Origin of the sequence: Streptomyces sp. NPDC048415, assembly GCF_040651675.1 — a bacterium.
Lineage (GTDB): Bacteria > Actinomycetota > Actinomycetes > Streptomycetales > Streptomycetaceae > Streptomyces.
Genome location: NZ_JBEZKJ010000096.1, coordinates 17,387 through 29,862, shown reverse-complemented (window position 1 = coordinate 29,862; position 12,476 = coordinate 17,387). Strand labels below are relative to the sequence as shown.

At 71.3% G+C, this 12,476-nt stretch carries 12 protein-coding genes; 5 read left to right on the top strand and 7 right to left on the bottom strand.

The genetic code is table 11. The features are described 5' to 3' along the window. Positions 1-690: 690 nt before the first annotated feature. From AB0D27_RS37730 to AB0D27_RS37700, 7 genes are all read right to left on the bottom strand, one after another. A complete protein-coding gene (locus tag AB0D27_RS37730; protein ID WP_362517936.1) occupies positions 691-1,617 on the bottom strand; it encodes a hypothetical protein in 927 nt (308 codons plus the stop codon). Positions 1,618-2,032: 415 nt separating this feature from the next. Next, positions 2,033-2,434: a hypothetical protein gene (locus AB0D27_RS37725; protein WP_362517933.1), complete on the bottom strand. Its 402-nt coding sequence runs from the start codon at positions 2,432-2,434 to the stop codon at positions 2,033-2,035. A 392-nt stretch (positions 2,435-2,826) separates the two neighbouring features. Next, on the bottom strand, positions 2,827-3,474 hold the full coding sequence (locus tag AB0D27_RS37720; RefSeq protein WP_362517930.1) for a DedA family protein: 648 nt from the start codon (positions 3,472-3,474) through the stop codon (positions 2,827-2,829). 79 nt (positions 3,475-3,553) lie between these two features. Next, entirely contained in the window at positions 3,554-3,829 is a 276-nt protein-coding gene (locus AB0D27_RS37715) for a hypothetical protein (protein ID WP_362517928.1), read from the bottom strand. Between the two features lie 520 nt (positions 3,830-4,349). Continuing rightward, entirely contained in the window at positions 4,350-5,204 is an 855-nt protein-coding gene (locus AB0D27_RS37710) for an aminotransferase class I/II-fold pyridoxal phosphate-dependent enzyme (RefSeq protein ID WP_362517925.1), read from the bottom strand. After that, entirely contained in the window at positions 5,201-7,594 is a 2,394-nt protein-coding gene (locus tag AB0D27_RS37705; protein WP_362517921.1) for an MMPL family transporter, read from the bottom strand. The genes AB0D27_RS37710 and AB0D27_RS37705 overlap by 4 nt, the downstream gene beginning before the upstream one ends. A 313-nt stretch (positions 7,595-7,907) precedes the next feature. After that, the gene (locus AB0D27_RS37700; protein ID WP_362517918.1) at positions 7,908-8,111 is read right to left on the bottom strand and encodes a hypothetical protein; all 204 of its coding nucleotides are present in this window, start codon (positions 8,109-8,111) and stop codon (positions 7,908-7,910) included. A gap of 135 nt (positions 8,112-8,246) precedes the next feature. Here AB0D27_RS37700 and AB0D27_RS37695 point away from each other — a divergent pair, with 135 nt between their 5' ends. The 5 genes from AB0D27_RS37695 to AB0D27_RS37675 all read left to right on the top strand — a co-directional run bounded on the left by AB0D27_RS37695 (position 8,247) and on the right by AB0D27_RS37675 (position 12,471). Then, on the top strand, positions 8,247-8,432 hold the full coding sequence (locus tag AB0D27_RS37695) for a hypothetical protein (protein ID WP_362517915.1): 186 nt from the start codon (positions 8,247-8,249) through the stop codon (positions 8,430-8,432). Then, positions 8,429-8,740: a hypothetical protein gene (locus AB0D27_RS37690; RefSeq protein ID WP_362517912.1), complete on the top strand. Its 312-nt coding sequence runs from the start codon at positions 8,429-8,431 to the stop codon at positions 8,738-8,740. The genes AB0D27_RS37695 and AB0D27_RS37690 overlap by 4 nt, the downstream gene beginning before the upstream one ends. A 461-nt stretch (positions 8,741-9,201) precedes the next feature. Next, complete coding sequence (locus AB0D27_RS37685; RefSeq protein ID WP_362517938.1) at positions 9,202-10,998, top strand: glycoside hydrolase family 15 protein; 1,797 nt, start codon at positions 9,202-9,204, stop codon at positions 10,996-10,998. Positions 10,999-11,144: 146 nt separating this feature from the next. Next, a complete protein-coding gene (locus tag AB0D27_RS37680) occupies positions 11,145-11,732 on the top strand; it encodes a sigma-70 family RNA polymerase sigma factor (RefSeq protein ID WP_362517909.1) in 588 nt (195 codons plus the stop codon). Beyond that, positions 11,722-12,471 (top strand): hypothetical protein, encoded by a 750-nt coding sequence (locus AB0D27_RS37675; RefSeq protein WP_362517906.1) that lies wholly within the window; start codon positions 11,722-11,724, stop codon positions 12,469-12,471. Before AB0D27_RS37680 ends, AB0D27_RS37675 begins: the two co-directional genes overlap by 11 nt. Positions 12,472-12,476 lie beyond the last annotated feature (5 nt).

The window sequence follows — 12,476 nt, the reverse complement described above, 5'->3', positions numbered from 1 at the left end:
GGCTCCAGGCGGGCCCACTGCGCATCCGTCAGATCTCCACGTGCCACAACGCAAGATCATCCCACCTCAAGATCCACTTTCGACACACGCCCTAGGCGGCTGGCCTGACCGTCCGCGCTGCCCCTCGCTCGGCCCGGACCAGGCGGGCCACCCCGTCCGTGCTGCCCCTTCGGCCACCCCCGGCCGTCCACGGCCATCAGCGCGGTCTTTTGTGCGGGCGGCGCCGGGGCGGTGGGTGCCTGGAGCGCCGCGTGCGTCCTCGCAAAGAGGCTGCTCTGCGGCCGTACTTGACCATGCGGGAAGCCCCGTGGGGGCCTGATGCGGGAGAAGCAGCGTGAGGCGCGTCAGCGAGGGGCTGAGGGGAAGGTTGAAGTAGGGCTTCGGCTTCGGTGGGATCCGAGCCGTGTGGGTGAGCCGCCTCGCATCTCCACATCATCGCTGCGACCTACTGCACGCAGGACCCCCTACGGACGGTCGGTGTACGTCGTTCATGTCGACAGCCGGTCCCGGACGGCACCATCAACGTGAGTCGGCACAGCCAGACCAGCCAGCGCTTGGGCTTTGTCGTGGTGATGGTCGTGGAGTTCGACCGATTGTCGTCCGCCTACGCGCGAGTGGTCGTCGAGTGGTCTTCACCGCGTAGGTGGGCCGCACCTGGTGGGGACGCCGGAGAGTGCGCCCCGTACCCCCTCAGCCCTTGACGGGCTTGTGGTGGAGCGCCTCGTGTGAAGAACCGGACGGAGACGGGCTGCTTGTCGCGGGTGTCGGCGGGCAGGGCCTGGTGGGTCCCGCGGGCGCGGCTTGGCCGGGTTCGCCGTGTCGGGTTGTCGCGGATGGCCGCCGCACCGGCAGTTTGCCGGCACGCGCGAGGTGCGCGGTCGGATGCGGACAGGCCGTCGACGGCCCTCGGCTTGCCTGACGCAACGGTGAACTTCCCCAGCGTGACAGGAGGGCCCGGTGGGGCAGCCACCTCAGTGCGCGTCCGTGGAGCATGCCCAGGATGATCGCGGCGCTCACCGCGATCAGGTGCTCGCGGCCGGCCAGATTGGGCTGGATGATCGACTCCCACACCATCGACCCGCCGGTCAGGGTGAAGACGACGGGGGCGCGTCGGATGACCGCGAGGTACGTGAACAGGCCCACGACGGCGGCGGACGGGCCGGTGTCGAGCACCTTCCCGATCGCGGGTGGCAGGCCCAGCCCCCACCAGCCCGGTCCGAGCGCGAGCATCACCCGGACGGTGAGCGTGCCGGCCAGCGTGGTCGCGTAGGCGATGGCCAGTGTTCTGGCCCGGCCGAGGGCGAGTTCGGCCAGCGCGAACGCGAGGAACAGCTGTGTGATGCCTGCCCACACCGGCAGGTCGAGGGCAGGGACGTACAGCGACACCGGTGTGCGCAGCAAGGCCAGCCACAGCGGCAGGTCGGCCCTCACGCCACCGGCGAGCCGGACCACCACCGCGCCCGTCGGCTGCTGTGCCAGCGCGTGGAAGAAGGTGACGCCGAAGGTGGCCACGAACGCCAACGACAGTCCGGGCAGCCCCCGACGCAGGAGCTGCCGTACCGGACCGACGACGATGCCGTGCCACTCGCCCCGCAGGGTGCGCCCGATAAACACCACGAGTCGTAGGAGGACTGCACGCACATGCCCTCGTCCGCCCTCGCACCGGGTGCACGGTGGCCCAGCGTCACTGCTGCGACGGATGCGGTGGCCTCCTGTACGACTGCGTCGGTGCCAGGCCCCTCCAGACAATTCCCCCACCCAATCCCCATTCCCCCCGCGACCCATTCCCCATTCCCCCCACGACCCACCTTGCGCACAACCGCGCAGACCAGAATCTAGCCCCGGTCCGTCGAGCCGCACCGGGTCAGGGGTCTGCTGGGTCGCGGCGACGTTGCGGGGGACGCTTGTTCCGGTCCGTGCGCGACGCCGGCCGAATCAGCTTTCGCGGTGGAACCGAAGTCGCCGTGGGCATTTCGGCGGGACACGGCCGAGTCGCCCGTGCTCGCGGTTCGGCCGCGCGTTGACGGCCGGGTCACACGGCGGCGTGTCCACACCGCGGCTCGTCGACCGCATCGGCAGCCGTCGGTCTGGAGTGCCGGCTGCGCGCGGTGGCGATGGCGCCCAGCGCCGCCACACCGAGGCAGGCGGGCAGAACGACGCTGGATGACGCCTTCGGCATGGACAGCCCGGATCCGGTCAGCAGCACCATGGGGGCCAGCGCACCGCGGAGCCGGTGACCGGCTCGAGACGACGGCGCCCGGGACGACACCGGGGATCGCACCGATCGGCAGCGTCGCCAGGGGCCGGACGCGCAGGTGGGCGTCGGCGGCGTCCGTGCCGACGCGGCGACGGTCCGGCCACCGGCGGTGAGCGTGCCCGCGACGGCGAGCATGAGCGCCGCACCGACGACGTACGTGACGCATTGCTGCAGCACATATTGGCGACCAGCACCAGCACCAGCACGGCATGCGCGGCGGGAGTCAACTCGACGGTGCCTACAAGGGGTAACGGGCTACGTGGTCTCTCCACCGTTCCACCAGGGGCCGAGCGCGGCCGTGGGAGCGGACGCGAGCCGTGTTCAGGAGCGCGGCGCGACGAGGCGCTCCGACGACGGGACCGGGGACGATCCCGTCCGCCGAACCACCCTGTTCCGCACCGGCCGCACCGGCCCACGCATCACGATCTACGGCGCTGTAGAAGTCGCTCCCGAACAGTGACGCTCAACAAGCCCGCTCCCCGCCTGATGGGCCGGGATCAGGGTGGTGCGAAGGAGCACAGACAGCAGAACCGGACCGTGATCACCGCATGGGTACGGAGTCCTCCTCCTCACGGGAGGTCGGAGGGGTCGGAGACCGGGGGACGGCGAGGGGTGTCGACACGGCGACGACGGCGGATCCGCCAAACAACGAGGAGGACGACGACGAGCCCGGCCAGCAGCAGGGCGATGACCTGGCCGAACAGGCTCACGGCGTGTTCATAGGCGGCTCCGGCGGCGTAACCGAGAACGATGTTTCCAATGCCCCAGACCAGGCCGCCGAGCGCGTTGAAGAGGAAGAATCGCCGGTACGGCATGCGCGAGGCACCCGCCAGAGCCGGTATGAATGACCGGAGGAAGGCGACGAAACGACCGAGGAAGACCGCCGCCGGGCCGCGGCGGCGCATCAGGTCGCGGGCTCTGTCGACCCGTGCGGCGCGGCGCCGCAGCGGGCGGCTGTCCAGGAGGCGTGGTCCCAGCCGTCGCCCGATCCAGTACCCGACGCCGTCCCCGACGACTGCGGCGAGCACGACCGCCGCCGCCAGCCACCCCACGTCGACCGTGCCCTGCCGGGCCAGGACGCCGCCCACCACCACCGCGGTCTCGCCCGGCAGGACGAACCCGAGGAACAGCGCGTCCTCGCCGAACACCAGGGCCACGACCACGGCGTAGACCGCGGGGCCGGACAACCCGGTGAGCCAGTCCATCACGGCATGCACGCAGAGGCTCCCTCCGGCACGGACCGGGCCGCCCGACCGTCACCACGCTCAGGGGATGAAGACGCGATCCGGGGACGGCTCACGGCGCCGCCCCCGCGCCCCGGTCATGTTCCGCCCGGACCCTGCCTTCGCCGCGCAGGTCCCGCAGCTTCTCGGCCGGCTCTCGCGGGCCGCTCAACCGCTGCCCGGCCGCCTCGACGCGCGCGTCCGCGCGGGTGGCGCAGGCCAGGTTCACCGCCTGGTACGGCATCCACTGGCGGTGGGCGAGGAACCGTCCGGCGCGCGGCGTGAATTCGTCGAGGCCGTCGTCGGCGGGCAGGTGGCGCAGCCGCACAGTCAGCTTGTGGCAGACCAAGATCTGCTCCCCGCCGGTCTCGTCACGGAACCGGACGGTCTCGTCATGAAACCGGACGACTCCGCCTCCCCGCCCGCGGCCACCACACGCTCGTCGACCGGCTGGGTCGCCGCAGCGTCGTCCACGATCCCCTGGGCTTCGAACTGTGCCTGGCGGGCCGCCGGCCGCTCCCGGCGCTGCCGGGGCCACCAGCGCGGGGGCGCGGGCCCCCGGTGCAGTGGCCCCAAGGATGCGGCTGCGACGGACGGCGGCGGGTGCTCGGCTGCGGACGCGCGCATGATGCCTCCCGGGCGGGTGCACACAACCAGGGACGGTCAGCGGCGCGTGCCGCGGTGAGCCCCATCACCCGGCTTGCACGATGGACGTACGTGTCCAGTGTGCCGCGTACGGCTGGACCTGGCAGCCGTCATGGGCGGCGCGCCGGGCCACGATAGGGCTGCTGTGGCCCATCGGTGGACCGGCCCGGTGCGATGGCCCCAAGGTGCGAAGGCGCAAAGGGGTGTGAACTGCCGGAGGGGACTCAGGCGGCGGCGGTGCCCGTGCGCCGCAGCGCGTGGGTCAGTGCCCGCACGGTGTAGTGGATCTGGTCGGGGGTGTGGTCGCGGGTAAGGAAGAAACGCAGCCGGGCCTGCTCCTCGGGCACCGCCGGGTAGAGGATGGGGTTGACGCTGACGCCCTGCCGGAAGAGGGCCTCGGCGACCTGCAGCGTCTTGTGTGACTCCCCGATGATGCACGGGATGACCGGTGTGTCGTGGCTGTGGCCGGTGTTGATGCCTGCCCGGCGCGCCAGTTGGACGAAGAGTGCCGAGTTTTCCCGAAGGCGCCTGACGCGGTCCGGCTCGGCTTGCAGCACGCGCAGGGCGGCCAGGGACGCGGCGGTGTTGGCGGGGGTCATGCCGGCGCTGTAGACGAAGGCCGGCACGGTGTAGCGGAGGTAGTCGACGACCGTGCGGCCGGCGGCGACGTAACCGCCGCAGCTCGCCAGCGCCTTGGACAGCGTGCCCGACCACAGCTCGACATCGCGGTCGAAGCCGCCGCGGCCCCACCCCGCTTCGTCCAGGGCCTCGCGGGTGACGTCGAGCATGAGCCGGTGCTGGGGGTCCATGGATTCGACGCGAGCGGGCGGCAGACCGTAGTGCAGCGCGCCGAAACGGTCCACGCGTCCAGGAAAGCGACCTGGTCGGTGTAGGCGGCATCGCCGCCGCGTCGGCTGCCGGGTTCGTGGAAGGTGTCGTGGTTCCAGCGGTCCGCCGGGATGGCGGAGAACTGCCGCTGTCCGCTCTTGAGGAACTTCCACTAGGCCTGGAGGTCGTCGGCGCCGGGGGAAGCGGCAGCCGAGTCCGACGATGGCGATGTCCGTGGCGATGTCGGTCATGAGGGGCCTTCTTCTGCGTGTACGGGGTGTACGGGGGGAGGGGCGGGAAGGGCAGGGCGCGCACCGGGTGGTGCTGGAGGTGCTGCACCGGGCGGCGCGGGGGGAGGGGGAGGCGGCGGCGCCGGCGGGTCGCCTCTGGCGGGCGGATCGCGTCGCAGGACGCGCGGGGCCCACCAGTTCCAGCTGCCCGCCAGGCGCATGAGCGCGGGCACGAGGACGCCGCGCACGAGGGTGGCGTCGAGGAGCACGCCGAGACCGGCGCCGATTCCGAAGAACTGCAGGAGACCGACCTGGGAGGTGGCGAAGCTGAGGAGGGTGAAGGCGAGGAGGGCGCCGGCGATGGTGACGATGCCGCCGGTACGGGCGATGCCCGTGATGATCGAGCCGGCGGTGTCCTGCCCGGCGTCGTGGGCCTCCTTGATCCGTGCGAGGACGAATACCTCGTAGTCGACCGAGAGCCCGAAGACGATGCAGAACAGCAGCACCGGCATGGTCGTGGACAGTGGTCCGGGTGTGAAGCCGAGCAGAGTCCGCAGATGGCCGCTTTGGAAGACCCACACCATGGCGCCGAGCACCGCGGCAAGGCTCAGGGCGTTCAGCGCGATCACTTTCAGCGGCAGGATCACGCTGCGTGTGAAGCCGAACAGCAGCACGAAGGTGGTGAGGGTGATCAGGGTCAGCGCCAGTGGAAGCCGGCCGGAGATCGTGTCCTTGGCGTCGACGAGGACCGCGCTCGGTCCGCCGACGTGGATGTCGGTGTCCGCGGGCGTGGGAAGCGCGCGTATCGCGTGCACGAGCCGCTGCGCAGCGGCCGATGGGGCATCGACCGAGGGCACCACCACCAAGAAGGCCGGACCGTCGCCGGCAGGCCGGGCGCCCGCTCCCTCGAAGCCGGTGCCGCTGCCGGTGCCGGTGGCAGGCACCTGCTGGCCGTGCTGGTAGACACCGGACGGCCCTACGACTTGGGCGACGTCGGGCAGAGCGGACAGACGGGGGGCGTAGTCGCGGGCGACCTGGGGGGCCGTACTCGTGGTGAACACGGTCAGCGTGCCGGCGCCCCGCGCGCCGAACTCACCGCGCACCAGGTCCCCCGCCTGCCGGCTGGACGCGCTCACCGGCAGTGCCCGGTCGTCGGGGGCGGCGAACGAGGCGTGCGCGAACGGCCCGGCGAGCACCGCCAGCAAGCCGATCACCGGGAGCGCGGCGAGCAGGGGGCGGCGTACGACCTGTCGTGCCAGCGCCTCCCACCAGCGTGACGCGGAGCCCGCCAGGGCTCTGCGCCGCCAGGGCACCAGCCAGGCGTTGACCCGCTTGCCGAGCAGTGCGAGCAGCGCCGGCAGGACCGTCAGGGCGCTCACCGCCGCGATCGCCACCACGGCGATGCCCGCATACGCGAAGGACCGCAGGAAGTAGGGCGGGAACACCAGCAGTGTCGCCAGCGCGGCGCCCACCGTCGCGGCGCTGAAGAGGATCGTGTGGCCCGCGGTGCGCACGGTGCGTGCCGCGGCCGCGCGCGGGCTGTGGCCGCCGGCGATCTCCTCACGGAAGCGGGAGACGATCAGCAGCCCGTAGTCGATGCCCAGACCCAGGCCGAGCGCGGTGGTCAGGTTCAGCGCGAACACCGACACATCGGTGACATTGCCGAGGACGCTCAGCACCAGCAGTGTCCCGGCGATGGCCAGGACTCCGATCAGCAGGGGCAGCAGCGCGGCCACCACACTGCCGAACACCAGGACCAGCAGGATCAGCGTTCCAGGCAGGACCACGGCCTCGGCCCGCTTGAGGTCCCACGCCGCAAGGTCCTGGATCTCGGCGTCGGCGAGAGCGGGCCCGCCCACGTGCACCGTCAGGGCCGTCTCCCCTTCGGCTGCCGACCGGGCGGACGATCCGCCAGCCAGCGTCCCGCCGGCCGACGTCCCGGGAGCTGACGTACCGCCCGCCGACGTACCGGGAGCTGACGTCCCGTCAGCGGTCAGTGCCGCACGAAGCTGCTTGACCCGCTCCCCGAGCTGCTCGCCGTCGCCGTCCACGTGCGCCAGCAGCATGGCCGTACGGCCGTCTTGGCTGCGCAGCTCGGTCGCATGGCCCGACCAGTACGACGTCACGGCGCTCACATGCGGCTGCGCCGCCAGACGACGGGTCAAATCCTCGCCCGCGCCCCTGACCGCGGCGTCGTCGACAACCCCCTCCCGCGCCTGCCCGACGACCACCAGATTCGGGGACGCCCCGAGGCGCTCGGCGGCCACGTGGGCCGCGAAGCTGGAGTCGGAACGGGGATCGTCGTAGCCCTGCGTCTTCAGCCGACCACTGGCCCCCGCGCCGAGCACCCCGCACAGCACGAGGAAGACGAGCGCACCGAACAGGACGAGCCGGGGGCGACGGGTCGCCACCTCCCCAATCCAGCACAACATCCGGGCCTCCAGTGCGATCAACGACCGTTCCGGGGACGCAGCCGACGGTCGATCACCACGGTCTCCGGCGCGCGCCGTAGGCCCCAGTCCCGGCTGTTCGTCACTTGACGCCCGACCGGCAAGGCGGTAACCAGGGCGGCGGCGGCCGCAGCCACCCCGCATCCAGCCGCGGGGGCGTTTGATGCCGCTGTCACCGGTCCCGGTCATCCGCGGCGTCGCAGAGGCCCAGGTTCCTGCGCGCCCGGATCGGCGTACCCATGTGCCTACGCCGGCCGTCGGTGGGTTGGTGCGCTCACCGGGCCGCCGTCCTCGTCTTGTTCATGCGCGCCCGCTCGGCCCGGATATCGGGCGGCGCGTGCAGCTGGTCGCGCTCCGCCTGGGTGGGACCTCTGCGGACGCGGACGAGGTAGCGGGCATCCTCCACAGCGTCGGCCTTGACCTTCAGCAGGTCGGCTATCTCGTCCGGCGAGTAGCCGTGCACGGTCGGCTTCCTCACGACCGAAGGGCCGCTGCTCCCGGCCTGCCGTGCTCGACAGCGGCCCGGCCGATGCGCACAGCGACGGTGTGAGGACAGACTTCAGATACGGGAAAAGCCTGTGATGGCGGCATCCATGCCACTACATTTGGTGGCATGAGTGCCATCACTGTGCGGATACCCGACACCATGGACAAGCCGCTGCGCGACGCCGCAGCCGGCGCCCCCTCGCTGAACGAATACATCGTGAGGGCGGTGCGCCGCCAGATGACGATCGACGCCGCCCGGCAGCTCGCCGCCGTCGAGCCCCTCGACCTCGACGGCGAGGGCGACGCCCTGTGACGATACGCAAGGGCGATGTGTGGGACGTCGACACCGGCAAGGGCACCCGCACGGTGCTCGTCGTCAGCCTCGACGGGCTCGCCGACGCCTACGGTGCCGTACTCGCCCTGGTCCTGCACGCCCCGGCCGTGCACCCCGACACGGCGATGAGCGTGCGCCTGACCTCCCCCCTGGACGCGTCAGTCGTCGCCGTCAACCTCCTCCAGCTCGCCACGTCCCGCTTCGCCACGGCTACGCCGCACGGCAACATCGGCCCGGAGCAGCAGGCGCTCGTCGACAACGCACTCCGCGCGGTCCTCGACCTGTAAAGCGGGACAAGACCACCACCTCCACGGCACGGGCACAGGAGCCCGACGACCATGACCTCACCCCTCACATCCGGTGCGGCCCCCCGCGTCATCCAATGGCCGGCGCGCCGACGGTGGGGGAGGGCCACCGCTCGGCGAGGGTCTTGTGCCTAGCTGGCGGTCTGCTGCCGTTGCGGGCGGCGCGAAGCAAGCCGCCTCCGGCCGCGGAAGAAGACCCACCCGCGCTGGGGGGAGGGCCCGGAGCCGGGCCACGGGCGACGCCGCAGCCCCGAGCCGTCCGCTCGCCGCCGCAGCGGGGCCGCTCCCACAACGCCCACGGCCCGATGACTCGTTAGCCTGGGGAGCGGGGACGGCTCGGGCATCAGCCCTAGGAGGCCGACGTGGCTGACGCGACTTCTGAGAGCGAAGCGAAGGACAGGGCACGCAATCCCGGCGAGTGGGGTGCTGGCACACCGCGCTATCTGCCGATCGCCGATCACGGCCTGATCGGCGACCTGCGCAGCGCGGCCCTGGTCGGTACGAACGGCACCATCGACTGGTACTGCTGTCCCTGCTTCGACGCGCCCAGCGTCTTCGCCTCGATCCTCGACGCCGACCGGGGCGGATCCTTCGAACTCGCCGCCGACGTCCCGGCGCGCACCAAACAGTTCTACTTCCCTGACACCAACGTGCTGATCACCCGCTTCTTCGCGGACGACGGGGTCGGCGAGATCCAGGACTTCATGCCGGTCGTCGACGACTCACGCGAGGCCGACCGGCACCGCCTGATCCGCCGCGTGATGTGCGTGCGCGGAACGCTGCCCTTCCGCGCCCGCGTCGCCCCCCGCTTCGCGTACGGCACTGAGCCGCACACCGTGCATACGCAGGCCGGCCAGGCCGTCTTCGCCTCGCCCTCGCTCAGGCTCGCGCTGACCTCCACCGTGCCCATCGAGGTCGCCGGCCAGGACGTATGGTCCCTGTTCAAGCTGCACGAGGGCGAGTCCGCCGTCTTCACCCTCGACCGGATCGGCGGCGACGTCGCCCCACGCTTCTGCGCCGTCGCGGAGGCGGAAAGGGAGTTCAACGCCACCGTGCGCTACTGGCGCCACTGGCTGTCCCGCTCGCGCTACCGCGGCCGTTGGCGGGAGATGGTGCACCGCTCCGCCCTCACCCTGAAACTGCTCACCTACGCCCCCACCGGCGCCATCATCGCCGCCCCCACCGCCGGCCTGCCCGAACAGATAGGCGGCGAACGCAACTGGGACTACCGCTACGTGTGGATCCGCGACGCCGCCTTCTGCGTGTACGCGATGCTCCGGCTCGGATTCACCGACGAAGCCGAAGCCTTCATGGGCTTCCTGTCCGAACACGTCCGCCTCGACACCACCCAGACACCCGACTCCACCGGCCCGCTGCAGATCATGTACGGCATCGACGGACGCCGTGACCTGCCCGAACGTGAACTGCCCCACCTCGAGGGCTACCGGGGCTCGGCACCCGTACGCGTCGGCAACGCCGCCGTCGGCCAGCTGCAGCTGGACATCTACGGTGCGCTCATCGACTCCCTCTACCTCTACGACAAGTGGGGCAAGCCCCTCTCCAGCGCGCACTGGGACAGCATCAGCGAACTCGTCGACTGGGTATGCGAACACTGGGACCAGCCCGACGAAGGAGTGTGGGAGACCCGCGGAGGGCGCAAGCCGTTCCTCTACTCCCGCCTCATGTGCTGGGTGGCGATCGAACGTGCCATGCGGCTGGCCCAGCACCGCGGTCTGCCCGCCGACATGGCCCGCTGGGGCGCCGCCCGCGACGCCATCTACCGGCGCATCATGCGCCACGGCTGGTCCAATGAGCGGCACGCCTTCACCCAGTACGAGGACAGCACGATCCTCGACGCGTCCCTGCTGATGATGCCGCTGGCGAAGTTCATCTCCCCGACCGATCCGAAATGGCTCGCCACCCTGGACGCGCTGGGCGAGGACCTGGTCTCCGACTCCCTGGTCTACCGCTACGACCCACAGGCCAGCCCCGACGGAATCAAGGGCGAGGAAGGCACCTTCTCGATCTGCTCATTCTGGTACGTCGAAGCACTCACCCGCGCCGGCCGGCTGGACGAGGCCCGCCTCGCCTTCGAGAAAATGCTCACCTACGCAAACCACCTCGGCCTGTACGCCGAAGAGATCGGTCGTACCGGCGAACAGCACGGAAACTTCCCCCAGGCCTTCACCCACCTCGCCCTGATCAGCGCGGCCTTCAACCTCGACCGCATGCTCGGCTAGGACCTGTCCGGCCGAGCATTCAGCGCGGCGGCCGCCGCGGGGACGGCGCCTGATGGCACATCCGGCTGAGCCCGGGAAGAATCAGAAACATGAGCTTCCGCAAAGGCCGGGCAATCCCTGTCCGCGGGCGGACCGTAGATAAGGGTATGCAGAGGTTCTGGTTCTCGGTGGGCCGTCTTCCGGACGAGGCTCTGCTGGCCGGACTGGCCACCGGCGATCCGGAGCTCGCCGTCACGTTCGTACGGAGGTTCCAGCACACGGTCTTCGGTGTCGCCGTCGCCGTCATCGGGGATCCGCAGCTCGCCGAGGACATCACCCAGCAGACGTTCGAGCGTGCGTGGCGTCATGCGCAGATGTACGACTCGCGCCGCGGTTCCGTGACGACCTGGCTGACGACCATCGCCCACAACCTCGCCATCGACGCCGTCCGTTCGCGGCGGCCGGAGCCGGTGGCGCCCGAAGACATCGACGCCCTGCTGGGCGTCGTCAGCGAAACTCCCGAGCAGCACGCCCTGGCCGACGAGGTGTCGTCCCGGCTGCGGGCCGCCGTGGCGCAGCTGCCGCGCGAACAGGGCCGGGCCCTGGTGATGGCGGGTATCTACGGCATGACGGCCCAGCAGGTCGCCGACTGGGAGAAGATCCCGCTGGGCACCGCCAAGACACGCATTAGGACGGCAATGGGAAAGTTGCGGACCACGCTCGCGTCTCCGAAGCGAGGCAACCATGTCCACTGACGTGACCTGCGAGAGGCTGCGGGAGGTCGGCGCCGAGTTGGCTCTTGGTGTGCTGCCCGGCCAGGAGCGGTGCGGCGCCATCGCCCATCTGGACCGCTGTGCGGACTGCCGGGAGTACATCGAGCAGCTGACGCTCGTGGGCGACGGGCTGATCGGGCTGCTGCCGGGCAGCGAGCCGCCGGTCGGGTTCGAGACCCGGGTGACGCAGGCGCTGGCGCAGGCGGCATCCGCGCACGAGGGGCGTGGGTCCGCCCGCCAGTCCGGCATTCCCCGCACCGGCCGTCGCGGCCGGCTGCAACTGCGGGCCGCGTCCGCCGTGGCCGCCCTCGTCCTCGCCGTCGGGTTCGGCGGCTGGGCGGCCGGCACGGCCATCGAGGGCGTCATGGCCGGGTCTTCCCAGTCCGCCGACGACGAGACGGGCCTGCTGGAGGCAGGGCTGACCTCGGCCCACGGGAGGCCGACCGGTGACGTCTACGCCCACCCCGGCTCCCCGGGCTGGATCTACATGTCCGTCAACCTCGCCGTAGCCGGAGCCCCCTACAACGGCACCGTCTCCTGCCAGCTGGAGCGCAGCGACGGCACCCTGGTCCGCGTCGGCAGCTTCCCCCTGCATCAGGGCTACGGCTTCTGGGGCGGCCCGGCCGCCGTCGACCCCTCGGCGCTCACCGGCGCCCGGCTGACGTCGTCCGACGGCACTGTGCTGGCCACCGCCCACTTCGGCGCCCCCAGCCTGGCGTAAAGCCG

What these genes read in the sequence shown, in the direction of transcription:
- AB0D27_RS37710 (WP_362517925.1), bottom strand. Translation starts at nt 5,204, where the DNA reads ATGACCGACATCGCCACGGACATCGCCATCGTCGGACTCGGCTGCCGC.
- AB0D27_RS37695 (WP_362517915.1), top strand. Translation starts at nt 8,247, where the DNA reads ATGAGTGCCATCACTGTGCGGATACCCGACACCATGGACAAGCCGCTG.
- AB0D27_RS37680 (WP_362517909.1), top strand. Translation starts at nt 11,145, where the DNA reads ATGCAGAGGTTCTGGTTCTCGGTGGGCCGTCTTCCGGACGAGGCTCTG.
- AB0D27_RS37675 (WP_362517906.1), top strand. Translation starts at nt 11,722, where the DNA reads ATGTCCACTGACGTGACCTGCGAGAGGCTGCGGGAGGTCGGCGCCGAG.